Annotated in this window: 27 protein-coding genes; 20 read left to right on the top strand and 7 right to left on the bottom strand. The window is 37.2% G+C overall.

What is annotated here, in order from left to right:
• The first annotated feature begins 9 nt into the window (after nucleotides 1-9).
• The 11 genes from phnH to MKZ17_RS12795 all read left to right on the top strand — a co-directional run bounded on the left by phnH (nucleotide 10) and on the right by MKZ17_RS12795 (nucleotide 9,880).
• Nucleotides 10-573, top strand: coding sequence for a phosphonate C-P lyase system protein PhnH (phnH, locus tag MKZ17_RS12845; protein ID WP_340724129.1), 564 nt, complete (start codon nucleotides 10-12; stop codon nucleotides 571-573).
• Nucleotides 573-1,655, top strand: a complete 1,083-nt coding sequence (locus MKZ17_RS12840; protein WP_340724128.1) for a carbon-phosphorus lyase complex subunit PhnI — start codon at nucleotides 573-575, stop codon at nucleotides 1,653-1,655. The genes phnH and MKZ17_RS12840 overlap by 1 nt, the downstream gene beginning before the upstream one ends.
• Nucleotides 1,655-2,500: an alpha-D-ribose 1-methylphosphonate 5-phosphate C-P-lyase PhnJ gene (locus tag MKZ17_RS12835; protein ID WP_340724127.1), complete on the top strand. Its 846-nt coding sequence runs from the start codon at nucleotides 1,655-1,657 to the stop codon at nucleotides 2,498-2,500. Before MKZ17_RS12840 ends, MKZ17_RS12835 begins: the two co-directional genes overlap by 1 nt.
• The gene (locus MKZ17_RS12830; RefSeq protein ID WP_340724126.1) at nucleotides 2,497-3,336 is read left to right on the top strand and encodes an ATP-binding cassette domain-containing protein; all 840 of its coding nucleotides are present in this window, start codon (nucleotides 2,497-2,499) and stop codon (nucleotides 3,334-3,336) included. Before MKZ17_RS12835 ends, MKZ17_RS12830 begins: the two co-directional genes overlap by 4 nt.
• Nucleotides 3,337-3,348: 12 nt before the next feature.
• Nucleotides 3,349-4,521: a phosphonate metabolism protein PhnM gene (phnM, locus tag MKZ17_RS12825; RefSeq protein ID WP_340724125.1), complete on the top strand. Its 1,173-nt coding sequence runs from the start codon at nucleotides 3,349-3,351 to the stop codon at nucleotides 4,519-4,521.
• A gap of 12 nt (nucleotides 4,522-4,533) precedes the next feature.
• Nucleotides 4,534-5,232: a phosphonate C-P lyase system protein PhnL gene (gene phnL / locus MKZ17_RS12820; protein ID WP_340724124.1), complete on the top strand. Its 699-nt coding sequence runs from the start codon at nucleotides 4,534-4,536 to the stop codon at nucleotides 5,230-5,232.
• On the top strand, nucleotides 5,229-6,050 hold the full coding sequence (locus MKZ17_RS12815; protein ID WP_340724123.1) for a PHP domain-containing protein: 822 nt from the start codon (nucleotides 5,229-5,231) through the stop codon (nucleotides 6,048-6,050). The genes phnL and MKZ17_RS12815 overlap by 4 nt, the downstream gene beginning before the upstream one ends.
• Nucleotides 6,051-6,167: 117 nt before the next feature.
• Nucleotides 6,168-7,214: a PhnD/SsuA/transferrin family substrate-binding protein gene (locus MKZ17_RS12810; protein ID WP_340724122.1), complete on the top strand. Its 1,047-nt coding sequence runs from the start codon at nucleotides 6,168-6,170 to the stop codon at nucleotides 7,212-7,214.
• Nucleotides 7,215-7,424: 210 nt separating this feature from the next.
• Complete coding sequence (gene phnC, locus MKZ17_RS12805) at nucleotides 7,425-8,234, top strand: phosphonate ABC transporter ATP-binding protein (RefSeq protein ID WP_340725555.1); 810 nt, start codon at nucleotides 7,425-7,427, stop codon at nucleotides 8,232-8,234.
• A gap of 12 nt (nucleotides 8,235-8,246) precedes the next feature.
• Nucleotides 8,247-9,035 (top strand): phosphonate ABC transporter, permease protein PhnE, encoded by a 789-nt coding sequence (phnE, locus tag MKZ17_RS12800; protein ID WP_340724121.1) that lies wholly within the window; start codon nucleotides 8,247-8,249, stop codon nucleotides 9,033-9,035.
• A complete protein-coding gene (locus tag MKZ17_RS12795) occupies nucleotides 9,035-9,880 on the top strand; it encodes an ABC transporter permease subunit (protein ID WP_340724120.1) in 846 nt (281 codons plus the stop codon). Before phnE ends, MKZ17_RS12795 begins: the two co-directional genes overlap by 1 nt.
• A 141-nt stretch (nucleotides 9,881-10,021) precedes the next feature.
• Here the strand turns inward: MKZ17_RS12795 and MKZ17_RS12790 are convergent, their stop codons facing one another.
• A complete protein-coding gene (locus MKZ17_RS12790; protein ID WP_340724119.1) occupies nucleotides 10,022-10,885 on the bottom strand; it encodes a DMT family transporter in 864 nt (287 codons plus the stop codon).
• 351 nt (nucleotides 10,886-11,236) lie between these two features.
• Here MKZ17_RS12790 and MKZ17_RS12785 point away from each other — a divergent pair, with 351 nt between their 5' ends.
• The 3 genes from MKZ17_RS12785 to MKZ17_RS12775 all read left to right on the top strand — a co-directional run bounded on the left by MKZ17_RS12785 (nucleotide 11,237) and on the right by MKZ17_RS12775 (nucleotide 13,711).
• A complete protein-coding gene (locus MKZ17_RS12785) occupies nucleotides 11,237-12,172 on the top strand; it encodes an ATP-grasp domain-containing protein (protein ID WP_340724118.1) in 936 nt (311 codons plus the stop codon).
• Nucleotides 12,173-12,315: 143 nt separating this feature from the next.
• Nucleotides 12,316-12,465, top strand: coding sequence for a 50S ribosomal protein L33 (gene rpmG / locus MKZ17_RS12780; RefSeq protein ID WP_340724117.1), 150 nt, complete (start codon nucleotides 12,316-12,318; stop codon nucleotides 12,463-12,465).
• Between the two features lie 79 nt (nucleotides 12,466-12,544).
• Entirely contained in the window at nucleotides 12,545-13,711 is a 1,167-nt protein-coding gene (locus tag MKZ17_RS12775; RefSeq protein ID WP_340724116.1) for a GTP-binding protein, read from the top strand.
• A gap of 199 nt (nucleotides 13,712-13,910) precedes the next feature.
• Here MKZ17_RS12775 and ssuC read toward each other — a convergent pair whose 3' ends face one another.
• The 3 genes from ssuC to MKZ17_RS12760 are packed head-to-tail and all read right to left on the bottom strand — an operon-like array spanning nucleotide 13,911 to nucleotide 16,452.
• Nucleotides 13,911-14,684: an aliphatic sulfonate ABC transporter permease SsuC gene (gene ssuC / locus MKZ17_RS12770; RefSeq protein ID WP_340724115.1), complete on the bottom strand. Its 774-nt coding sequence runs from the start codon at nucleotides 14,682-14,684 to the stop codon at nucleotides 13,911-13,913.
• Nucleotides 14,685-14,696: 12 nt separating this feature from the next.
• A complete protein-coding gene (locus MKZ17_RS12765; protein ID WP_340724114.1) occupies nucleotides 14,697-15,635 on the bottom strand; it encodes an aliphatic sulfonate ABC transporter substrate-binding protein in 939 nt (312 codons plus the stop codon).
• Between the two features lie 37 nt (nucleotides 15,636-15,672).
• Nucleotides 15,673-16,452, bottom strand: coding sequence for an ATP-binding cassette domain-containing protein (locus MKZ17_RS12760; RefSeq protein WP_340724113.1), 780 nt, complete (start codon nucleotides 16,450-16,452; stop codon nucleotides 15,673-15,675).
• A 239-nt stretch (nucleotides 16,453-16,691) separates the two neighbouring features.
• Between MKZ17_RS12760 and MKZ17_RS12755 the strand changes: the two genes are divergently transcribed.
• The 3 genes from MKZ17_RS12755 to MKZ17_RS12745 all read left to right on the top strand — a co-directional run bounded on the left by MKZ17_RS12755 (nucleotide 16,692) and on the right by MKZ17_RS12745 (nucleotide 18,895).
• A complete protein-coding gene (locus tag MKZ17_RS12755; RefSeq protein ID WP_340724112.1) occupies nucleotides 16,692-17,138 on the top strand; it encodes a GNAT family N-acetyltransferase in 447 nt (148 codons plus the stop codon).
• Between the two features lie 121 nt (nucleotides 17,139-17,259).
• Nucleotides 17,260-17,778, top strand: a complete 519-nt coding sequence (locus MKZ17_RS12750) for a sigma-70 family RNA polymerase sigma factor (protein ID WP_340724111.1) — start codon at nucleotides 17,260-17,262, stop codon at nucleotides 17,776-17,778.
• A complete protein-coding gene (locus tag MKZ17_RS12745; protein WP_340724110.1) occupies nucleotides 17,771-18,895 on the top strand; it encodes a hypothetical protein in 1,125 nt (374 codons plus the stop codon). Before MKZ17_RS12750 ends, MKZ17_RS12745 begins: the two co-directional genes overlap by 8 nt.
• 125 nt (nucleotides 18,896-19,020) lie before the next feature.
• On the opposite strand, the gene MKZ17_RS12740 is transcribed toward MKZ17_RS12745, so the two are convergent.
• The 3 genes from MKZ17_RS12740 to MKZ17_RS12730 form a co-directional block, all read right to left on the bottom strand.
• The gene (locus MKZ17_RS12740; protein WP_340725554.1) at nucleotides 19,021-19,521 is read right to left on the bottom strand and encodes a DUF3231 family protein; all 501 of its coding nucleotides are present in this window, start codon (nucleotides 19,519-19,521) and stop codon (nucleotides 19,021-19,023) included.
• Between the two features lie 144 nt (nucleotides 19,522-19,665).
• Nucleotides 19,666-20,619: a hypothetical protein gene (locus MKZ17_RS12735; protein ID WP_340724109.1), complete on the bottom strand. Its 954-nt coding sequence runs from the start codon at nucleotides 20,617-20,619 to the stop codon at nucleotides 19,666-19,668.
• Nucleotides 20,616-21,131, bottom strand: a complete 516-nt coding sequence (locus tag MKZ17_RS12730) for an RNA polymerase sigma factor (RefSeq protein WP_340724108.1) — start codon at nucleotides 21,129-21,131, stop codon at nucleotides 20,616-20,618. The genes MKZ17_RS12735 and MKZ17_RS12730 overlap by 4 nt, the downstream gene beginning before the upstream one ends.
• 95 nt (nucleotides 21,132-21,226) lie before the next feature.
• Between MKZ17_RS12730 and MKZ17_RS12725 the strand changes: the two genes are divergently transcribed.
• The 3 genes from MKZ17_RS12725 to MKZ17_RS12715 all read left to right on the top strand — a co-directional run bounded on the left by MKZ17_RS12725 (nucleotide 21,227) and on the right by MKZ17_RS12715 (nucleotide 23,284).
• Nucleotides 21,227-21,739, top strand: coding sequence for a hypothetical protein (locus MKZ17_RS12725; protein WP_340724107.1), 513 nt, complete (start codon nucleotides 21,227-21,229; stop codon nucleotides 21,737-21,739).
• Nucleotides 21,740-21,882: 143 nt separating this feature from the next.
• A complete protein-coding gene (locus MKZ17_RS12720; protein WP_340724106.1) occupies nucleotides 21,883-22,629 on the top strand; it encodes a methionine ABC transporter ATP-binding protein in 747 nt (248 codons plus the stop codon).
• On the top strand, nucleotides 22,622-23,284 hold the full coding sequence (locus tag MKZ17_RS12715) for a methionine ABC transporter permease (protein WP_340724105.1): 663 nt from the start codon (nucleotides 22,622-22,624) through the stop codon (nucleotides 23,282-23,284). Before MKZ17_RS12720 ends, MKZ17_RS12715 begins: the two co-directional genes overlap by 8 nt.
• The last annotated feature ends 9 nt before the right edge of the window (nucleotides 23,285-23,293 follow it).

The following is a 23,293-nucleotide window of genomic DNA, read 5'->3' as shown; positions in this document are numbered from 1 at the left end:
AGGGTATGCATGGAAACAGTTCATTTTACACAACAAACTTTTCGAGCGATAATGGAATGCTTTGCTTCACCGGGTGAACTAAAAAAGCTAGATGTACAGCTTTCGATGGCTGGCTTGTATGATGCAACAGCATCCTTATGTATCACTTTATTAGATGGTGAAGTAAGCTATTTTTCTTTTTCAGAAGGAGACATTGATATTCAAGCATGGACTGGGGCAAAAAAAGCTGCTATCGAGTTGGCGGATTTTATTATTGTTTCGTCGGATGCAACAGAAGAGCAAGTCATCCGAGCAATTCATTCAGCAAAAATTGGCAACTTAATAAACCCGCAGCAATCCGCAACAATCATTATTGAAATTTCTAATGAAACGCAACCTAAAACTTATAAGCTTACAGGTCCAGGCATACAAACAAAACGAATCATTTCATGTAATTTACCAACTTCCTTTATTAAGGAACGAGCGCACAAAAATAAAGAATTCCCACTAGGGGTAGACGTAGTTATTGTCGACAGCTCGGCCAATCTATTTGCGCTCCCTCGTACAACACAAATAGAAGAGGTGGAAGAATAATGGCATATGTTGCAGTTCGTGGTGGCGCAGAACCCATTCAGGCATCGTTAGAGCATTTAGAATATGAGCGGGTCAAATATGGGCAGCATATTGCCTTGGACACAATCCAAGCGACGATGCGTGGGTTTATTGACCAGGTTATGTCTGAAAGTAGTCTGTATAGTGAGCGCTTAGCTGCTTTAGCGATGAAGCAAAGTGAAGGGAATCAAGAGGAGGCGGTCTTTCTATTACGAGCTCATCGTTCAACACTGCCTCGTCTTTACTATTCAACAGTAACAGATCCGCGAGATATGTTTGTTATTCGTCGAATATCTTCAAGCTTTAAGGACATTCCAGGTGGGCAACTATTAGGGGCAACCCATGATTATTTCCACCGCTTATTAAACTTCGATTTAATTGATGAGTGTGAAGCAGATGTGCAAGCGAAAAAGGTACAATTTGAGCAAAAGGATAAACCAGAAACGAGCAATTTAATGCTCGAAAATTTACCGAAAGTAATGGACTATTTACGTTCAGAAGGGTTAATACGGACGTATCCAAATAATGATACCGAGCCGAGCGATGTGACGAAGCAGGCGATTTCGTTTCCAACGAACCGATCTCAGCGACTACAAACCTTAACGCGAGGCCAAACAGGTACCGTTACATCCCTAGGCTATGCAGGGATTCGTGGCTACGGTGCGTCGCATCCAAATGTGGGAGAGGTGCGCGTAGGGTATCAACCAATTCATGTGGCCATCGATGATGAGGAAGATCCGTATTTCATAGGAGAAATCAAGCTTACGGAAGTAGAATCCTTTATTCCAATGAATGTAGATGATGAACAACAGCAAGTTTTAGAATTTGATGTAGGCTACGGTGCATGCTTTGGCCAAAACGAAACGAAGGCAATTGCGATGTCAATTGTTGAGCATGCTCTTGAAACAGGGGGCAATACAGCACTTCACGACGAAGAGTTTGTTCTTTTACATGTGGATATTATTGAATCGACAGGCTTTATCTCACATTTGAAAATGCCACATTATGTCACATTCCAATCAAAGCTCGAACAAATGCGTGCGATAAAACGGGAGGTCAAATAATGCGACAATTACCATTTGCACTATTAGATGAACAATCAAAACGTGAAATTCGTAGAGCAATTTTAAAAGGGATTTCAATTCCAGGCTATCAGGTGCCCTTTGCTTCAAGAGAGTTACCGATTGGTCGAGGTTGGGGGACTGGAGGCATTCAATTAACATTAGCGCTAATTGGGAAAGGCGACATACTAAAGGTTATGGATCAAGGAGCAGATGATTCAGTAAATGCGGTGAATATTAAAAGCTTAGTAACAAAAACGACTGGTGTAACAACGACTACACGTACACAGGATGCGACGATCATACAGTCACGTCACCGTATTCCAGAAATCCCACTTCGGAAGGACCAGTTATTAGTGCTACAAGTACCAGAGCCAGAGCCACTTCGAAAAATTGAAAAGAGCGAATATAAAACGAAGCGTTATCATGCGGAAAAAGAATATAGTGGTGCCTATTTAATGCTATTTGAGCAAATTATGCGTTACAACCAAACATCTCAAGGTGCAGATTACCCTGTCATGGTCAACAATCGCTATGTCATGAATCCAAGTCCAATCCCTCGCTTCGATAATCCAAAAATCCATCAAAGTGATGCACTGATTTTGTTTGGTGCGGGGCGTGAGAAAAAAATATACGCAGTGCCTCCCTATACAAATGTAGCAAGCTTAGCCTTTGAAGACTATCCATTTGTTGTAGAGCAGTTCGAAGGAAAGGCTTGTCGTGAAACGGGCTTAACGAATGTGTATTTAGATGAGCTAACCGATGAAGCGACAGGTGAAACGTATTATGTATGCAATGATACGAGCTATATGCAAGAGATTTTACAGCAAAGGGTGGGAGCAAAATGAAAAACGAGCAACCTGTTCTTTCATTACGAAATTTAAATAAGCAATATGGCAAAGGGTGCAAGTATTGTGTAGACACTCAGCCAGCACTAGAAAAGAACTTTTGTCCGCATTGTAAAACGGTATTTGCCTGTCGTAATGTGTCCTTTGATTTATATAGAGGAGAAATTTTAGGCATTGTAGGCGAAAGTGGCAGTGGAAAATCGACATTTATGAAGAGCTTGTATTTTGATGAGCCAATTACGTCTGGAGAAGGCTATTTAGCAGATTATGAGGACGGAAAGGTTAATATTTTTACAGAGTCTTCTCAAATGCAACGGTTTATACGGAATACCATTTTAGGCATGGTTTATCAAAATCCGATACTTGGTTTGAAAATGAATTTTTCATCCTTAAGCAATATTGCGGAAAAGCAAATCGCAGCGGGCAATCGACATGTAGGCAGTATGGAAGGACGCAGCTTATCCCTTTTACAACATGTTAAGATTCCCGTACATCGGAGTAAGGAAGCACCGCAAAATTTTTCTGGTGGGATGCAGCAACGGGTACAAATTGCAAAGGCATTATCCAATAATCCACCAATTTTACTATTAGATGAAGTAACGACAGGACTTGATTTATCCGTGCAAGCAGATGTGCTCGATTTAATTAAATCGATTCAACGAGAATTAAACATTTCAATGATTGTTGTCTCTCATGATTTAGCTGTCATACGAATGCTTGCGGATCGAACAATTGTCATGCTCAATGGAGAAATTATTGAACATGGCTTAACGGATCAAGTATTAGAAGATCCACAGCATGCGTACACACAACAATTGGTTTATTCATTACTATAGGGAGGCATATGGATGCTTGCGATTAAAAATGGAATTATAGTGACGGAAAAGCAGTTTTTAGAAAATCATGTTGTACTAATAGAGGGAACAAACATTCAGGCAATCATCGCTGAGGATGAAGCCAATTTACAAGGCTACGAGGTAATTGATGCTAAGGGAGGCTACGTGTCCCCAGGTTTTGTTGATATTCATTCCGATTATATTGAAACAATTATGAGTCCACGTCCAACGTCAATTATGAGTACTGAAATTGGGCTACGTGAAAGTGAACGTATTTTAATGACCCATGGCATTACGACAATTTTCCATTCACTTTCTTATTACGGAGATGATAAATATTCACATAAACTCATTAGAAATCCTGAAAATGTACAACGAAGTGTAGACGCTATTCACGCGACACATTTGGAACCGCATTTAATTCGACATCGCTTACATGCGCGATTTGAAATTGATTCGATCGATCAAATTCCTGTTCTAGAAAACAATATTTTAGATGGGAAGGTACACTTACTATCGTTTATGGATCACACACCAGGACAAGGCCAATATCGTAATTTAGAAATTTATAAGGAGATTATGCGCGGCTACCGAGACATGAGCAATCAAGAGGCGGATGTTTTAATTCAAGAACAGGTAGATAAATCGAAAATGTCGTTAGAAGAAATTGAACGTTTGAGTCGTCTTGCGATTGAACGAAATATTGCCGTGGCGTCACATGACGATGATGATATTGCAAAACTCGAGTTAGTCCATTCCTATGGTACAACCATTAGTGAATTCCCGATAACGTTAGATGTGGCAAAGGCAGCAAAAAAAATGGGTCTTCAAACAATTGCGGGGGCACCAAATATATTAATTGGTGGTTCCCATTCGGGTAATTTAAGTGCAAGTGAAGCGATACAAGCTCGTGTCATTGATATTATTTGTAGTGATTATTATCCACCTGCTATGCTCCACGGTATTTTTAAGCTTGCGAAAGAATATGAAGAAGATTTACATCGTTTATTCCAGCTTGTAACGATTAACCCTGCGCGTGCTGTCAATATGGCGAATGAAATCGGATCTATTGAAGTAGGTAAAAAAGCGGACTTAATTATTATTGAGCAAATGGCAGATGACTATCCGGTTGTGACGACGACGATTGTTGACGGCAATGTCATTTTACAAACAAATTATCGATGAGGAGATGCTGGCATGCTAACAATTCAAAATTTGCATAAATCTTTTACAATTCATCATCTAAACAAAACGTTTCAAGCATTAGAGGGGATTTCTTTACAGGTTGAACGAGGTGGTTTTTTAGGGATTGTTGGAAAAAGCGGCAGCGGTAAATCGACAATTTTAAAAAGTATTTATCGGACGTATGAGCCGCAAAGTGGAAAAATTCTTTTTCAATCAGAAGCTTTTGGTGAGATTGATTTATTATCAGCGACACCAAGACAAATTGTATATTTACGAAAATATGAAATTGGTTATGTTTCGCAGTTTCTCAGTGTTATGCCAAGAACAACTGCGTTACAACTAGTAACGCAATCTCTTTTGGATATCGGAATTGAAATGGATCATGCAATAGAGAAAGCAAAAGATGCACTACGACATTTTGACTTAGATGAAAAGCTTTGGAATAGTTATCCGAATAATTTTTCTGGTGGTGAAAAGCTACGGCTTAATATTGCTAGAGCCATTGTAAAAGAACCACGCTTACTTTTATTAGATGAGCCAACAGCAAGTTTAGATCAAGCTTCAAAAATAAAAGTTCGCGAATCCATTGAAAAGTTAAAGGCTCAAGGGACGACTCTTATTGGTATTTTTCATGATTTAGAATTTATGGAAGGGTTATGTGATGATGTGTTTACAATGAAAATCGTTGAAAAAGAGGATGTACTTCTATGAAAATCGATTTGCATACACATAGCCGTTATTCAGATGGTAGTGAATCTCTTGAAGCATTGTTTCAACAAGCAAAGGCAGCAGGCATTTCCCATCTAGGTGTTGTCGATCATGATACGACGAAGCACCATGAGGAAGGGAGGCAACTTGCACGTCAATATGAAATGACGTTTATTCCTGGTGTTGAAATATCAGCCTATGATTTTAAACGCAAGCGGAAGGTGCATATGCTAGGCTATGGTTTTCGAGGTGCTTGCCCAGCTATTAATGCATTATGTAAACCATTATTGGCTAGAAGGCACGCGCATTCATTATGGCAGCTAGCATGCATACAAAATGCCGGATTCAATGTCAAGGAGGAGGACGCATTACAATTTGCTCACATTAGTGGCACCCTCTATAAGCAACATATTATGAATGCTCTTATTGAAGAGTCGTATGATGAAAAAAACTACCAAGCGCTGTATCGTTCACTGTTTAAAGGAGCGGGGGTTGCTGCAGGCGATATATACTATATTGATGCCTTGGAGGCACTACAAGCGATTAAGAAAGATGGTGGAATTGCAGTCATCGCTCATCCAGGTCAACTCGATTCTTTTGACATCGCTGAGGAGTTAGTGAGAGAAGGATTAGATGGAATTGAGTATGTTCATCCCGATCATACAGCAACCCATCGAGAACGAATAGAGAAGTTGGCTGACAAGTACGACTTATTGTTAACAGGCGGCTCCGATTTTCACGGTAAATATGGATCAACGGTACAACTTGGCCAATACTTAGCAAAGGATTTACCAAATATCGATTTATTAATGAAATGTTAAACATTATTAAGCTCGTTTCCAAACTATTTTCATTCGATTCGATAGATGTTTTAATGATTCGTGTAGAAGTCATCTACAAAAAATTCTTATTATTCAAAACAAAGAAGGAGACTTTCAATGACAAATCGGTGGAAATTATTTCTGTTAGGAATTTTTAGTGCTTTAGTTTTGGCTGCATGTAACTCAACTGAAATAGGAGATTCTAATGAACCAGCATCTACTGGAGCAAATGAAAAAGATCCTCTTGTTATCGTCTGGTATCCAAATGAATCCGGAGCAGAAATGGGACCATCTCGAGATGCATTTGGCGAATTATTAAAAGAGGCTACAGGAAGAGATGTGGAACATAAATTAACGACAGATTACGCGATTGCGATTGAAACAATTGCAAATGGAAATGGGCACATTGCGTTCATGGGTGCGCAAGGCTATATTGAGGCAAAAAATAAAAATGAAAACATCATACCATTAGTTGTACCATCAGGTGCTTCAGGTACATTAGAAGATGCACGTTACTTCAGCTGGTTAGCCGTTCCAAAGGAAAAAGCTGAAGTGTACAAAGATAATGGTGAATTTTCATTAAATGCAACAGCAGGGAAATCCATTTCATTTGTATCTGCGTCTTCAACTTCAGGATTTAAAGTTCCAACAAGTTCGATTATTGCACATTTTAGTGATAAAAATTTAACACAAGAACAGTTAATGGAAGGCAACGAAGTTTATCCAACGGTTTTATTCGGAGATTCTCATCAAGGCTCTGCAGTTAATATGTTAATGGGTCGTTCAGATGTTGCAGCATTTTGTGACACATGTGTTTCATCTTACGTGGAACTTATAGAAGGCGAAGCAAATAAACCAGGATCAATTTATAAAGTACGTGATGATGCGGCAGCACCATTTAACACGCTAAAAGGGAAAGAATTTACATTAATTCAAGTAACCCCAGTATTAAATGCGCCATTCGCGGCAAACAAAGATGTTTTAACACAAGAAGAAATTGATCAAATAGTTCAAGCGATGACATCGGATGAAACTGCAAATAATACAGATATTTTCAAACCAAAGGAATTAGAAGAGCCAGCGTTATTTACGAAATCAGAGGAAGAACGATTTGTACAAGTTGAAGATGCTTGGTTCAACCCAATTCGCGAACTATCTAAATAACCACTTCGGAAATATTGTTTGGAAAAATGGAAACTTAAAGTCATAGGGAAATTATGCTGTACAAGCAGGCTGTACTAAAATTGAAAAATTTTAAGTGCAGCTTTTTTTCAGAAAATACAATTTGAAAGGGAGTTTGTATCGATGTCCACTTCGGTATTAGCAAAACCAATTCAACAGGAGCATATGACTGGAAATAACCCGGTACCATCTATGCCACCAAAGGATCAGAAAAAAGTGCCAACTCCAAATCAATCCTATTCAATGCTACAACTAAACTCCATTCATAAAAGCTACGATCATCAAACAAATGTATTAAATGATGTTTCATTTTCTTTAAAGGAAGGCGAATTTGTCTCCATTATCGGTCCTTCAGGTGCAGGGAAATCCACACTTTTACGATGCATTAATCGAATGATTGAGCCATCAAGAGGTGAAATCATTTTTAATGAGCAAAACATCAGGCTGCTCAATAAAAAAGATTTACGAAAAGAACGAACAAAGATTGGGATGATCTTTCAGCACTATAATTTAGTTTCGAGATTGACAGTATTTGAAAATGTTTTACACGGACGATTTGGTTATAAAAACACACTGCAGGGCGTTTTTGGAATGTATACAGAAGAAGAAAAATTGCTTGCACTATCGATATTAGAAAAGCTTGGAATGAAGGAGCATATTTACAAACGCTGCGACCAATTAAGTGGAGGTCAGAAGCAACGTGTTGGGATAGCACGTGCGCTTGTTCAAGAACCAAAATTATTACTTTGTGATGAGCCCATTGCCTCCCTTGATCCGAATGCTTCAAAAATTATTATGGAACATTTAAAGGAGATTTCAACATCGATGGGCATCACGGTATTAGTAAACTTACATCAAGTTGAAGTTGCGATGAAATATTCTGACCGGATTATTGGACTAAGTAAAGGAAATAAAGTGTTTGATGGAGCGCCAGAAAAATTAGATGCATCAGCTATTAAAGCAATATACGGTACATCAATCGATGAATTAATTACAGAATAGTCGGAGGAAAGTATGACAGGATCAAATATTTTACGAAGAAAGAAGTGGCAAGCAACAGCGATCTTTATCGTATTCATCGTATTAACATATAGTTCTGCTAAAATGACGAATTTTAGTTTTTTAGAGTCAATTCAAGCAATTCCCGGGACAATTGTATGGATGTTCTCGAATTTGATCCCTACTTCTGAAGCGATAGCAAATTTACCAAAAGTGTTAGAACGTCTTTGGGAAACGATTGTTTTATCGGTATTTGCGACAACTTCAGCAGCTATTTTTGCGCTATTCTTTGCAATGCTAGGTGCTAAAACAACAGAAGTGAATTCATATTTAGGTTATGTAACACGAATAATTGCTTCTATTTCACGCAATATTCCAGTTGTAGCATGGGCTTTAATTCTTGTTATTTCCTTTGGTCATAACGTAATTACCGGCTATTTTGCGCTGTTCTTTTCAACTTTCGGTTTTTTAGTGCGGATGTTTATCGAAACGATTGATGAAGCAAGTTCAGACGGAGTGGAGGCATTAACTGCTTCGGGATCTACTTACTTACAAATGGTGTTAAAAGGTGTACTTCCTGAAACGATGCCACAAATGCTCAGCTGGGTATTTTATATGATTGAAACAAATATTCGAAGTGCAACCCTTGTGGGGATATTAACAGGTACGGGTATCGGCTATTTATTCGATTTGTATTATAAAATGCTGAACTATGAAATGGTCGGTCTTATTACATTAACAATCATCATTGTAGTATTTGCGATTGAATTTACTTCTAATTCAGTTAGGAGGGCGATTTCATAATGCATTCAGTACCTTCGTTAACAGATGTAACAGTAAAAAAAGGACGTATCCTCATAAAAAAACGTACAAGAGCTACAATGGTTATGCAATTCACACTGTGGAGCTTAGCAATTTTTACAATGATTAGCCCATTTTTACTAGACTATGGGAAGATTGATTGGCAAACTGCTCTCACAATGACGTTAGGCAATTTAAAAATGATGTTTTTACAGCCAGTCTTTAACCAAATTACTTTTGGGACAGCCATACTACAAATTGGAATGACAATCGCTCTTGCATTGCTTGCAACTTTATTAAGTGCGGTAATTTCCTTTTTCCTTGCGATATTAAGTGCGAAAAATTTAGCACCAAGTAAAGTTGCAACTATGATAATTGCGTTTAATTCCTTCATTCGGGCTGTGCCTACTGTATTATGGGTTTTAATCTTAGCAATTGTTGCAGGCTTAGGGGCAGTTGCCTGTGTACTAGGGATGATGCTCCATTCTATCGCCTATTTGACGAAGGCATATGCGGAATCCTTTGAGGAAATTGAGGAAGGGACAATTGAAGCATTACGGGCATCTGGCTCCAATTGGTGGCATATTATACGCGCGGTCGTCCTGCCACAATCCTCTTCATTCTTAGTATCATGGACTTTCTTACGATTTGAGACAAACTTTGATGTGGCAATTGCTATGGGTGCAGCAGCAGCGGCAGGAGGAATTGGCTTTGAATTATTTATGGCCTCAAGCTTTTATTATGATTTACATGAGGTTGGGGCTATTACCTATTGTGCGTTAATCGTTGCGCTTATGTTAGAGTTCATTTCTGTACGAATAAAACGGAAATTAATGATGCATTCATAGAAGAGAGTACAATGTTTTATTAAAAGGAAGTTACCACTAAAAGGATTTTATATACTCCGCCAAATGATTCCTCTTATTATCAAAACTTCTCCTTTAAAATTTAAGCCTCGTGGGCAATATTATTTGCACACGAGGCTATTATTAATTCCTTTTAAAATGTATTTCACTTGCAAAAGTAGAACCAAGTAATAGAAAACCACCGATAACCTGCAATATGGTAAGCGGTTCAAGTAATAGAACACTTGAAATGATAATCGCTACAAATGGGTCGACGTAGCTGAGCATGGCAATGCTTTGGCCTTTCATATTTTCCATTCCTGAAAAGTAAAGCCAAAAGCCAATTCCTGTATTGACGATTCCGAGCAACAAAATGAACGGAATGGAAGCACGTGGTATGGATAAAAAATCGATTCCCTCTGTTGCTAATACATACGGAAGTAAAATGAGCGCCGTCAGTGAAAGCTGAACGATCGTCAATTCTAATCGATCAAATCCTTTAATAAATTTGTTAATGAGCATTAATGCTGCATAAAAGGAAGCGGCCATTAATCCAAAAAGTATCCCTACTAAATCACGCTTTTCAGAGGCGTTAAAACCATTGCCAATAATGAAAACCATCCCGATAAGGGCAACGCAGATGCACGCAATTTTTTTTAGTGACAACGGTTCTTTCAACACAAATGGAGAAAGCATCATTACAATTACAGGCGCGAAATAATAGCCTAATGTTGCGTTAGCAAGACTTGTGTAACCATAGGATTGGTATAGAAAAATCCAGTTACCAGCGAGTGCAATTGCGGAAAAGAACAAAATAGCAGCACTGCGCTTAATTTTATCCGTTGAGAATCTTTTCTTTTGTCGTAAAAAGACGAACAGCAGAAATATGCAACCAATGCAGCTGCTTAAAAAGGCGATTTTACTTGAAGATATTTCAATAAAACGTACGACTAATCCAATCGTACCGAAAATAATCATAGATAATAAAAATTGTATGCTTGATTTCATGTTTGTCTCCTTCGAATCTACGAAAGAGCATATATTTCGCAGATTCTTAATCTGTTAATAAATGCTGTTTAATTCGTAGAGCTGGTGGTGGAGACGTTGCTAGTAGTACAGCGAAATTAATAGAGAATGGCATGGTATTTCCCCCTTATCGTTATTTAGAGTACATCTAGTATAAGTTTAATAATCAGAACATTACAACATCTTTTCGTTACCTAACGAGTTTCTTACGGAATTTTATGAGAAACTGCTAGGTAATTATAAGAAAATCATTTATACTATCTTTAATCCTATAAACTTACTAAGGATTCAAGTGTAAGTTACTAAATAGTTCGCGAAAGAAGGAGAAATAGCATGACGAAGAAAATATATGTAATCCATGAAAATAATGAATGGACAATTCATCTTGAAAAACGTTTACAGGAATTAAATTTACCTTATGAACTATGGCATCTTAATGAGGGTACGGTAAACCTACAGGAAGCGCCACCAGAAGGTGTTTTTTATAGCCGAATGAGCGCATCTTCCCATACACGCAATCATCGTTATGCACCAGAATTGACAGGTGCTGTACTTGATTGGCTCGAGTTTCATGGTCGAACAGTGTTTAATGGAAGCCAGGCACTTCAGTATGAATTAAGTAAAGTGAAGCAATATACACAATTAGAGCGATTAGGCATTCAAACGCCAAAAACGGTTGTAGCTGTTGGGAAATCTAAAATTGTTGATGCAGCTAAGCAACTAAATATGGTGCCGTTCATAACGAAACATAACCGTGCAGGAAAAGGACTTGGTGTCCAATTATTTTATTCGATTGAAGGATTAGAGGAATATTTAAATAGTAAGCGTTTTGAAGAGCCAGTCGATGGGATTACACTAGTGCAACAATATATCCAATCACCAGGGCAGTTTATTACACGCGCGGAATTTATCGGTGGGCGTTATATATACTCTGTACGTGTTGATACGTCCGAAGGGTTTGAACTATGTCCTGCAGATGCTTGTCAAATTGGGGATTTATATTGCCCGGTTGGGGAGCAACCAAAGCAAAATATGAAATTTGAAATTGTGGAAAATGCACATCCAGAGTTAATCACTAAATTTGAACAATTTTTACACGAGAGCAAAATTGCGATTGCCGGAATTGAATTTATCGTTGATGAACAGGGCAATGCTTATGCTTATGATGTGAATACAAATACGAATTATAATGCAGACGCAGAAGAGGCGTATGGAAAATATGGTATGCTCGAGCTTGCCAAGTTTTTAGGAGAGCAGTTACATAACTAAAGTATTAGGAAGTGTAATGCTGGGACGATTGAATTTTCAACTGTCCCAGCAGTTTTTTTAGGATAATTAATAGTATTTGACAGAAAGGATAATTATATGTTAGTTTATAAATCGTAATTATTACTATTTATGGAGGTGTGGAAATGCGAGTAAATATCACATTAGCTTGTACAGAGACAGGGGATAAAAATTACATTACAACAAAAAATAAACGCAATAATGCAGAACGATTGGAATTGAAAAAATATTGCCCTCGTCTAAAACGTGTAACGATACATCGAGAGACGAAGTAGAATGATAGTACCACTATAAATTTAGAGTAAAATTTTTTACGTTTTTTAAAATCGTAATTATTACTATTTGGAGGTAAGAATGAGTAAAATTCCTGTTTCAGTATTGAGCGGCTATTTAGGAGCTGGAAAGACGACATTATTAAATAGCATGCTTACACAAGCAACAGAACGAATAGCAGTTATTGTCAATGACATGAGTGAAGTGAATATTGATGCAGCCCTTCTTGCGCGCTCAACAGAAGAACTAGTGGAACTCTCGAATGGCTGTATTTGTTGTACACTACGAGAAGATTTATTACGTGAAGTTGAAAATCTAGTAGAAAAGGGGGGGATTGATGCAATTGTCATTGAATCGACAGGTATAAGTGAACCAATACCAGTAGCTCAAACCTTTACTTATATCGATGAAGAAACCGGGATTGATTTGACAGAAATTTGTGAATTAGATGCAATGATTACAGTTGTAGATGCGTATCGCTTTATGAATGATTATGCCAGCGGTGAAACGTTACTTGAACGCAAGCAAACAGACGATGCAACAGATCAACGAGATGTGTCAGACTTATTGGTTGATCAACTTGAATTTGCTAATATTTTTGTGATTACGAAAAGTGATTTAGTCAATAAAGATTATTTGCAGCAATTCCAAGCTTTTTTAGCTCGTATAAATCCTAAGTCAGAGCAACATTTAGCAGTGAATGGTGAAATTGACCTTACAAAGTTAATGCATCGTCAATTATTTAATTTTGATGAAGCGTCGACTGCTGCAGGTTGGATCCATGAGCTAGAGCATGAACATACACCTGAAACTGAGGAATATGGTATTACTTCCTTCGTCTATCGGCGTAAACGTCCATTTCATCCTCAGCGGTGGCATGATTGGTTAGCAGAAATGCCGGTGGAAATTGTTCGTTCAAAAGGATTTTTTTGGCTTGCTACACGCGATATGCCTGGCTTAATTTCACAAGCAGGAGTATCGATCCAATTTTCAGGAGCTGGCGAGTGGGTGGCGACATTATCTGAACATGAAAAGCAACAGATTTTAATTGAGGACAATGAATTACGTGCAAAGTGGGATGAAACTTACGGTGATCGTGCGTCAGAAATTGTCTTCATAGGTATTGATATGGACGTAAAGCAAATGATTGAGGAGCTTGATTCATGCCTTGTAAATGATGAAGAGTGGGCTACAAGTGAGCACTTAGCAGATCCACTTCCGCAATTCGTAGCAGCAATGCAAGAGTAGTATTGAAAAGAGTCTGAGAAACAATTAACTTGAACTGATTGTAGTGCAGGGTCAACTCCTGGGGAAACAGCACGGCCTGAGACATTCATGTAAGGCCGTGCCCGTAGAAAAATGCCCCCTGATCAAAAAGTGATACCTTCAATGGCAGCAAATATTATGGCTAGGGTTTATTTTTTATTTGGTTAATCATATTGCTAGTTTAACGATATGCAGGGTTCCATTTTAATAATTTTTTCTCTAATAGTTGCGCAATTAAATCGGCCAATTTTCCGAGTAGGGCATATAACAAAATCGCTAATACAACAATGTCAAGCTGCATATATTCTCTAGCATTCATAGACATGTAGCCAATTCCAGAGCTTGCCGCTACTGTTTCTGCAACTATTAATGTAAGCCACATAACCCCTAATGCATAACGAATCCCAACTAGAATGGAAGGGAGCGCACCTAATAAAATGACTTTTGTAAATAAATGAACACTGGATAAGTTGTAGATTTTCGCCATTTCTATTAGTTTAGGATCTACATTGCGAATGCCATGATACGTATTTATATATACGGGGAAAAACACACTGATTGCGACTAAAAAGATTTTCCCTTCTTCTCCAACTCCAAACCAGATGATGACAAGGGGGATTAATGCTAGGTTTGGGATATTTCGAAACATTTGAATGGACGTATCCAAATATCTTTGAGCAAATGGGAAGGCACCATTTACGATACCGATAAATAAGGCTAGTCCGCTTCCGATGACAAAACCGATAGTGGCACGGGTAAAACTAATTTGTAAATGGTCCCATAAAACCCCTTTTTGCGCTTGTGTAATACCTGCCTGAATCACTTCAGAAGGTGCTGGCAAAATCGTATTCGATATCCAGCCTAACTTCGCACTAATCTGCCAGAAAACAATGATTGTAATTGGTATAATCCACGGTGCAATTATGTTGTGTAGCTTCTTACTTTTTTCTTTCATTTTAACTACCTCCTAAGGCTGCCAAATATAGTCCGTAAAATCTCCCACTGGCTGTTCAAGTAAGTTGATTTTGTGTAAATCGTCACTTAACTGTTGTAAATCTTCTAACACCGTGTTATCGATATAGGTCGGTGCGGAAGATTTACGATTTAATGCCGTTACCCAAACGGCTGCCTCAATACCCGTGTTTTCCTCCAAAATATTTGCGGCATCAGTCGGATCCTGATCAATTCCAGCTCCGATTTCAATTACATGATCTACATAGGCTTTTGCAACCTCAGGATGATGATCAACTAGATTATTGGAAGCAAAATAAAAGCTACGGTAATTTAAAATTCCTTCAGCTGTTGTTAAAATCGTATTTCCCTTTTGTTCAGATACGGTCATAAAAGGGTCCCATGTAACCCAAGCATCGACTTCTCCTTTTTCAAAAGCAACACTTGCATCAGCAGGGCTTAAAATAACAGATTCCACATCATCTAATGTTAAATTGACGGATTCTAATACTGTAGCAAGTAAATATTCCGCAATAGAAGCTTTGTTATAGGCAACTTTCTTCCCTTTTAAATCTTCAATTGTTGTAATCGAATCATTGTTTTTTACTAAAATTCCTTCTGCTTGAGGTGCAGATTGCTCCGCTGCAATATAGTTGAAATTCATTCCTTTTGTAATGGCCATGACGGATGGAGCATCACCACCATTAGCGATATCAATAGCCCCAGCATTTAATGCTTCTAAAATAGAGCTTGCGGTATTGAATTCAGACCACTCTACTTTATAGCCTAAGTCATTTAATTCCTTCTCTAAATCGCCATTGTTCTTTAGTAGCAATGTAGTAGCACCTTTTTGGTAGCCAATACGTATTTTTTTGTCCTCAGCACTAGATGAATTACAAGCTGCTAAAACCAACACTATACTTATTAGAAAAAAAATTGATCGTAATTTTTTCATTGTGCACCTCGTTTTTTGTATTTTCAGATAATTATTTTTAAATAAATACATCATTAAGTGAAGTTGCATATTGATGAATTTTCTCTTGTTCAATATTTTGACCTAAAAGACGTTTCAGTAATAATTCCTCAAGCTGAATAAATGTTTCATTTGATCGTATGCGTGGACGAGGTAACGGAACTTCAAGGTCTACTGTTACCTTTCCATCCTCAATAACGATGATTCGATCAGCTAAAGCAATTGCCTCTGATACATCATGTGTTACAAGAATAGTTGTGTATTTTTTTGAAAGCCATAAATCTTCAATTAAACTTTGCATTTCTAAACGAGTTAACGCATCTAATGCGCCAAGAGGTTCATCTAATAATAACAATTTAGGGTTCGCTGACAATGCTCTTGCTAGTGATACGCGCTGTTTTTGCCCCCCAGATAAAACACTTGGCCACTCATTCGCTCGGTCAATTAATCCTACTTGCTGTAGGGATCTATTAGCTAATACTTGCCAACCTTTAGCGAGTTCTGTACCAACTCCGACATTTTCCAGTACGGATAGCCACGGAAGTAGTCGGTCCTCTTGAAACATGACACGAACATTTTTTGCTTCACTATATTTTTGACCATCCTGCAAAATTTCACCGCCTGACTGTTGCTCAAGTCCAGCTAATAATCGAAGTAATGTACTTTTACCACAGCCACTTTTCCCAACAACCGCTACAAATTGACCTGAGGGAATAGTTAAATCCAATTGTTTTAAAACTTCCTTTTGACCGAAATGCTTTGAAAGCTGATTTATTTCGAGATTAAGTCCATTTGTCATACATTCACCTTCCATTAAATCCTAAATTTGTTTCTAACCTTAACATAGTGCAAAATAATCCGTCAATACAAACATGATTTATTTTTCTTATTGATTTACTAAGGATTAAAAAGACGAGAGTTTTCTTTGTTTTACCTTCATAGAAAGAATGGAATATTTGTAATCGAATTAACGCTATGTATTAATATCCGTTTATAATAAAATTTGAATAATCAATATAATGAGAGGAAGAACTTGTCTTGGAATTTAAACTATTAGAAGAAAACGATTTAATGAATTGTACAAAAACATTTATCGAAGTATTTAATGATGAGCCATGGAATGATAAATGGACATATACTAAAGCACACAAGTATTTACTAGATTTTTATCATACACCTGGATTTTTAGGCGTTTTAGCAGTAGAAAACGAAGAGATTATCGGATTTATATTAGGTGTAAATAGAAGTTGGTGGAGCGGAGATGAGTATTTTATTAACGAAATGTGTATAAGTTTGCAGCATCAAAATAAAGGGATTGGAAAGGGACTCTTAAACTATTTAATAAAAGAGCTAGATCACAATATTAGTAATATTACACTACTTACAGATAGAGGGATACCAGCCGAAGCATTTTATAAGAAGAACGGTTTTGAAGAAATAGAAAGATTAGTATTCCTAAGTAAAAATCTTAAATCTCGTGTGTAATAAATGAAAAGTTAACCGCTAAACGCCCATCAAAGTCCAAGGCTGTTTAGCATTTTTTTATTTTTAACTATTTTTTCGTCTTTTTTACATATAGCATCGTTTATGAAGAGAGAGGAGGGAGATGGAATTGCAATCTTCCCAATTGGTTGAACAAGTAATGGAGGCGTACACCGATTTACTGTACCGCATTGCTTATTATTATGTGAAAGATCCTTATGTTGCCGAAGATATGGTACAAGAAGCATTTATTAAGTTTTATCATTCAAATTATGATGAAAAAGGGGAGCTCCGTGCGTATTTATCACGAATCACGGCCAATACGTGTAAAGATTATTTAAAAAGTTGGACATATAAGAAGGTGAAAATTTCCGAATTGATACTTCAGAAAGAAAGAATCATACATACGGATCGGCTCGTTCATCAAGAGGAGTTAACGTTATTAGACGAAGCCATTTTGTCTTTACCAATAAAGCACCGTGAGGCGATCGTTTACTTTTATTTGGAAAGCTTATCTGTAAAGGACATTTCGTTATTAATAGATGCCCCTGAAAGTACGATCAAATCACGTTTGAAAAAGGGCAAGGAATTATTAAAGCAAAAGCTTGAAAAAGAAGTATGGGAGGTGCTTTTAGATGACTAAATATCAATTAACACCGTTAAGAAATACAGCTGCTCATAAAAAAAATATTATTGAAAAAACAAGAAGTGCAATGGAAACACCACCAAGTAAAAAGAAAAAAGCATATGTATTACCAGCATTAATAGCTAGTTTAGCCTTTGTATTAACTATATTTATAGCTGGCCCGTCAATTCAGCAGGCTCTATGGAGTAAGCAAAACATTACAGTTGAGAAAGTAGTTATTCCAAATGTCCCATATGAATCGCTTATTACTTCTACCTACGTGGAAGAATCAAATGAATTTGTCTACAACACTGCAGAAGGTTTTTTTAGTTTTGATGTAACTGAGAAACACGAGAGACTAATAGTGAATACTTCAGAGGTAGGTCGAATTTTTGATTATGCGGTTTCAGAAAACTGGCTCGTTTGGGCACAGCCCGTGGAGGACGTAGAAAAAATCCACGTTTACGATCGTAAACATGATGAACTTACAGTGCTAAATAATGACTATTTTTATGGCATAGAATTAAAAGATAATACGATTATTTATATGGCATTAAACGATGATAAACCATCATATATGAAAGCAGATTTATTAACCGGAGAAAAAGAAAGCTTGCGCGAATTTGAAGAGGGCAGTAATAGCCGTCCTGCAATTGATGGTAGTAAGATTGCGATTTCTGAAAGCGTCGAACTTGATAAACAAACGAGCACGACAGTTTCAGTGCATAACTTTGAAACGCTACAAAATACGGAAAGCTATATATTGCCTTATGAAATAGCGCAAAATGTTTTGTTAAAGGGCAATCATATTTTTGCCTTACTGTGGAATTCAGATGAACAACAGCCTGCGATTATAGGTACTATAGATACAAATTCAAATGAGTTTAACATTATTGAAACTTCTGTAGGGGTAGATGCTTACGCAACAGATGGGCGACATTTTGCACTATCTGTCCAGAAGGGTGATAGTAATACGGTGCAGCTGTTTGAGCTGGAAGAAGGAAAACTTAAGCGAACATCATCCTTACCAAAGATTAAGGAAAGGTTAGTAAAACCTCGCTTTACCGAACAGGGTACACTCGTAGTAAATGGGGAGGGGCAGGACCGAGCGATGTATTTAATTCGGTTTAAATGACAAAGCGTGTATAATAAAAGGAGCCAAGTACAGGACATAGGGAAATGTCAGCTGTACTTGGCATATTTTTCGTTAAAATCTAAGGCGGGAAGTATATACTCACACCTCAAAGATTTAAATTACCTTTACAAAGGAACGTGCAATGGAGGTGGGATTAACCAGCCTTTATTTTTGTTAAGGTGTAAAAGCTTCGCGCCTAGCTGGGCTTTATTCATATGGAACTGCCCATACATCATCGCGATATCTTCTCTCGTGCACATGCCCATTGCTGTGCTACAAGCAATTAAGCCGGCTGCAATATCCGCAGAAAAGACAGCGCTAATTTCAGGATCATAAAATCTTGCCCCAGGTGGGATATTTTCTGATTTTGCAATTGGGCGCTCAGGAGGTGATGGTGGTAAGCCAACCCCATTTGCTTTTAAAACTTTTTCTAAAATGCCGACTTCATGTTTTAATTGTTGAAGCGCATCTTCAATCAATTTTTTTAAATCCTCATCACCCGCATGATTGTAAAAAGTTTGATAGCCTGCAATCTTTCCATAATTTGTGATTAAGTGAGTCCAAATGTCAAAAACTTCTCCGTAATGTAAAGGTTCATCTTTAGGATTTCCGCCAAGTATGCCCATAGTGACACGTCCTTTCTTTTTTTGCATTTGTATGCACTGCTATTATGGGCAAAGTTTGTTGGAAACATTCAAATTTTAAATTAAAATGGTTTAGATAATTAGCCTCAAAAATATCAAAAGTTAGTAATTCATTGACAAGTGGTGTTACTCTTTTCCATGCACTAAGTGTTTAGCAACATCAATAAAACGCTGTAGTTCAATATTTCCCTCAGAAATGACAGGATTACGAACCGATATTAAATAATTTTTATGGTCATCTTTAGTGACAACGAGTAGCTTTCTTTCATCTTCACTATAATAAACATTGTCTCCCAGCTCACTATTTATCTTTGTAAAGCTAGATAAATCCTCACTAGTTTTCACATTCCTATTTATGGATTGTATAGTTATCTCAAAACTTTTGAAGAACGGAAAATCATTCGTTTCATACCAAAGTGAAACAGATCCGATATCTTGAGTCAAATCTCCTTCAAGGATGCCGTAATATTTGTTCGATTCCTTAGCCTGCTGCTGGAGCTTCTTTGCTAGGTTTTCTAAATCATCGATTGTACTATGTGGTGTATTATAGATTATAGTTCCATTTTTAATTTCATAATCGTTTAGTATGGAGTTTTGCAAGTTTATGTTTTTGGCGAAAGACCGTGGTATTTCATCTACATTTTTAATCGATTGATGATTGTATAGATGAAATATATTAATCTCACCTGTTTGTTCATATACATTCACATCTAAAAAATAGAGAAACTTCCCCTCAGGTACTGTTTTCCTTAGTTCATCCATTAAGTTTAAATTCTTCTTGATGATTTTATTTGAAACAAGATGTGGCCTCATCTCTTCTTCCGACATTGTATCCATTTCGATTATCGTAGAACCATCGTTTTTAAAAAAGGTAAGCCCAGAAAAACCTCCAGCTCCGGCAGCTGCAACAGAAAACAGTAAAAACATGCTAATAATCAACACGAAGGATAGACGTTTTGTTTTCGGCTGTGAATAAGTTGCCAATCGCTGAATTAGTTTTTGTTTTTGCATGGGTTGCATAGCTATCGGCTCATTTCTTAATCGTTTTTCAAACTCCTCAAAGTTCTTGATTTTATTCATGAACGCACATCCTCTTCTAGTATACTCTTGATTTTAGCCTTCAGGCGTTCATATCGCTTTCGGATGGTGGCAGAAGGTTTTTCGATAATAAGAGCGATTTCTTCAAAACTATATCCTTCTATAATCCTTAATACGACTAATGCCCTTTCTTCAGGCTTTAAACGCACCAAGATGAATTGAAGCTCGTCTTCATATTGATTTTCAACAACTAAACTAGAGTCATTTTGATCGGTAAATGGAATGAATGCTAATATCCTTTGTCTTTTTATTTTATTTAGACAATGAAAATAAGAGATTTTAAATAACCATGCACTCTCATTTTCCACCTTCGACAACTTTCCACTATTAATTGCTTTCATAAATATTTCTTGAACTGCATCTTCTGCATCTTGTATATTCCTTAAAATACGAAAGCAGTATTTGTAAATCCTGTCGTAATGTACTTGTACAAACAATTCGATTTCTTTATTTTCTTCTTTTATAAAATTTATTGCACTTGTTTTTTGGTACATGCCATTCCCTCCTTTCAAAAAGTAAGACAATTGAATAATATGAAATGTGACGAATAATTTGTAAAATAAGGTAAAAAGTTGGGAGAGTGAAAAATATGTTAAGAAAGTTCATATCAATTATAATTTTACTTTTCGTAATAAGTGTAATTGTTACTGTTTCGTTATTTATGTCAAATACTACTGATAAAAAAGTAATTACCTCATCATCTAACGAAGAATCCTTGTTAGATGTAGAAACAAGTACTAGTGAATTTAGTAATACGAATTTGGAAGCAATAGATCATGATCGACTTCGAGAAACGTTAAACTTGTCATTGAGAGTGATTGAAGCCATGTTAAATAAAGACTATGACTATTTAGAGAAGGTTATTGCCCCTTCAGTTAGCATCAATAAAGAGAATAATTCCATTACATATGGTGATGCTGCCAATGAACACCCAATAATGGATGATTTTGATTATAAACATTTTGAATTTAGAGCTTTCATTCCCGAAAAAAATGAAGTCATTATTATTTTGGGTATTTATAACATTTCTTACGAATTTATTTTTGTTGAAGGTAAGTCCGAACATGGTAACTATTTATTAAAATCTCTTTATACGAATTAACTCTTATTATACAAATTTTTAGTAACACCAATTCATTTATATAGTGAACTTAAATTCATTAGTGGAAAGCACACTTTCAATGGTGACAGTTGAAACCTCTTCTACTATAATAAGAGTCGTTATGCATGGAAGGGTGTTTTAAAGTGATTCAATTACAGCGCATCTCTAAACGTTTTGGGTCTTTTGAGGCAATAAGAGACGTGACGTTACAAATTGAAAAGGGAGAGGTTCACGGGTTAATCGGTACGAGTGGAGCGGGGAAATCTACGTTACTTCGCTTAATCAATTTACTGGAAGTTCCTGATCAAGGGAAAGTTTTTGTTAATGGCCAACAACTAACTAGTTTTAAAGGGAAGCAATTACGTGAGGCAAGAAAATCAATCGGAATAATTTTTCAGCATTTTCATCTCGTTTCAAATAAAACTGTTTATGCCAATGTGGAAATTGCATTAGTGTTAGCGGACCATCCGAAAAAAGCGCGTCATGCTCGTGTAATGGAGTGCCTACAGTTTGTCGGGCTTGATCATTTAGCCCAGCAATATCCCGCCCAATTAAGTGGGGGACAAAAGCAACGGGTAGCTATTGCGCGGGCACTTGCCAATGAACCAGCTGTATTACTCTGCGATGAGCCGACTTCTGCATTGGATACGAATACGACAGCTGAGATCTTACAGGTGTTACAAAAAATAAATGAAACGTTAGGGGTTACGATTGTTCTTGTAAGCCATGAGCTTGGCGTTATTAAAAGTATTTGTCACCGGGCAACCGTATTGGATAGGGGACAAGTTTATGAAACGCTCGAACTTGAACGGACAGGCATTCAAATGAAAGAGCCGCATCCACAAAGCTTTGTAGATCAGCTTGTGAAGGGAGGCGATCATGATGCCTGAAGTATTAGTGCAATATGAGGCCGAAATTTGGGGAGCAATTGGCGAAACATTTTTTATGGTTGGTATCTCAATTGTTGCAGCGATTTTCGTGGGCTTGCCCATAGGAACATTTTTGTATCTTTGTGGCAAAGGGAAGTTGCTTGAAAATCGATTCGTATATCATGTGCTCAGTCTCGTTGTGAATGTAATTCGTTCTTTTCCGTTTTTATTATTAGTTGTATTTTTAATTCCATTCACTCGGTTAGTTATTGGAACTGCGATAGGCACAGTTGCTGCCACAGTGCCATTGTCCATTATTGCCATTGCCCATTATGCACGTCTTGTAGAACAATCATTACTCGATGTCCCAAAAGGTGTAATTGAAGCGGCAATCTCAATGGGGGCATCTGTCAAACGGGTCATTTTTAGTTTCCTGTTCGTAGAGGCTCGTTCGGGGCTTGTCCTTGCATTAACGACTTCCATTGTTAGCTTTATATCGTACTCTACGATTATGGGTGTCGTTGGAGGTGGCGGTATCGGGGATTTTGCGATTCGTTACGGCTATCAGCAATTTAAAACAGATTTAATGCTTTACATGATTTTCATTATGATCATATTCGTACAGCTCATTCAAATGTTTGGAACAGCAGTAGCGGGATGGTTGGACAAAAGATAGGAGAAGCAA

Source organism: Solibacillus sp. FSL R7-0682, from assembly GCF_038005985.1.
Lineage (GTDB): Bacteria > Bacillota > Bacilli > Bacillales_A > Planococcaceae > Solibacillus.
This window is presented reverse-complemented; position numbering and strand designations above follow the sequence as displayed.

Coding starts and splice junctions, on each gene's coding strand:
- phnH (WP_340724129.1), top strand. CDS start 10: ATGGAAACAGTTCATTTTACACAACAAACTTTTCGAGCGATAATGGAA.
- MKZ17_RS12840 (WP_340724128.1), top strand. CDS start 573: ATGGCATATGTTGCAGTTCGTGGTGGCGCAGAACCCATTCAGGCATCG.
- MKZ17_RS12835 (WP_340724127.1), top strand. CDS start 1,655: ATGCGACAATTACCATTTGCACTATTAGATGAACAATCAAAACGTGAA.
- MKZ17_RS12830 (WP_340724126.1), top strand. CDS start 2,497: ATGAAAAACGAGCAACCTGTTCTTTCATTACGAAATTTAAATAAGCAA.
- phnM (WP_340724125.1), top strand. CDS start 3,349: ATGCTTGCGATTAAAAATGGAATTATAGTGACGGAAAAGCAGTTTTTA.
- phnL (WP_340724124.1), top strand. CDS start 4,534: ATGCTAACAATTCAAAATTTGCATAAATCTTTTACAATTCATCATCTA.
- MKZ17_RS12815 (WP_340724123.1), top strand. CDS start 5,229: ATGAAAATCGATTTGCATACACATAGCCGTTATTCAGATGGTAGTGAA.
- MKZ17_RS12810 (WP_340724122.1), top strand. CDS start 6,168: ATGACAAATCGGTGGAAATTATTTCTGTTAGGAATTTTTAGTGCTTTA.
- phnC (WP_340725555.1), top strand. CDS start 7,425: ATGCCACCAAAGGATCAGAAAAAAGTGCCAACTCCAAATCAATCCTAT.
- phnE (WP_340724121.1), top strand. CDS start 8,247: ATGACAGGATCAAATATTTTACGAAGAAAGAAGTGGCAAGCAACAGCG.
- MKZ17_RS12795 (WP_340724120.1), top strand. CDS start 9,035: ATGCATTCAGTACCTTCGTTAACAGATGTAACAGTAAAAAAAGGACGT.
- MKZ17_RS12790 (WP_340724119.1), bottom strand. CDS start 10,885: ATGAAATCAAGCATACAATTTTTATTATCTATGATTATTTTCGGTACG.
- MKZ17_RS12785 (WP_340724118.1), top strand. CDS start 11,237: ATGACGAAGAAAATATATGTAATCCATGAAAATAATGAATGGACAATT.
- rpmG (WP_340724117.1), top strand. CDS start 12,316: ATGCGAGTAAATATCACATTAGCTTGTACAGAGACAGGGGATAAAAAT.
- MKZ17_RS12775 (WP_340724116.1), top strand. CDS start 12,545: ATGAGTAAAATTCCTGTTTCAGTATTGAGCGGCTATTTAGGAGCTGGA.
- ssuC (WP_340724115.1), bottom strand. CDS start 14,684: ATGAAAGAAAAAAGTAAGAAGCTACACAACATAATTGCACCGTGGATT.
- MKZ17_RS12765 (WP_340724114.1), bottom strand. CDS start 15,635: ATGAAAAAATTACGATCAATTTTTTTTCTAATAAGTATAGTGTTGGTT.
- MKZ17_RS12760 (WP_340724113.1), bottom strand. CDS start 16,452: ATGACAAATGGACTTAATCTCGAAATAAATCAGCTTTCAAAGCATTTC.
- MKZ17_RS12750 (WP_340724111.1), top strand. CDS start 17,260: ATGGAATTGCAATCTTCCCAATTGGTTGAACAAGTAATGGAGGCGTAC.
- MKZ17_RS12745 (WP_340724110.1), top strand. CDS start 17,771: ATGACTAAATATCAATTAACACCGTTAAGAAATACAGCTGCTCATAAA.
- MKZ17_RS12740 (WP_340725554.1), bottom strand. CDS start 19,521: ATGGGCATACTTGGCGGAAATCCTAAAGATGAACCTTTACATTACGGA.
- MKZ17_RS12735 (WP_340724109.1), bottom strand. CDS start 20,619: ATGAATAAAATCAAGAACTTTGAGGAGTTTGAAAAACGATTAAGAAAT.
- MKZ17_RS12730 (WP_340724108.1), bottom strand. CDS start 21,131: ATGTACCAAAAAACAAGTGCAATAAATTTTATAAAAGAAGAAAATAAA.
- MKZ17_RS12725 (WP_340724107.1), top strand. CDS start 21,227: ATGTTAAGAAAGTTCATATCAATTATAATTTTACTTTTCGTAATAAGT.
- MKZ17_RS12715 (WP_340724105.1), top strand. CDS start 22,622: ATGCCTGAAGTATTAGTGCAATATGAGGCCGAAATTTGGGGAGCAATT.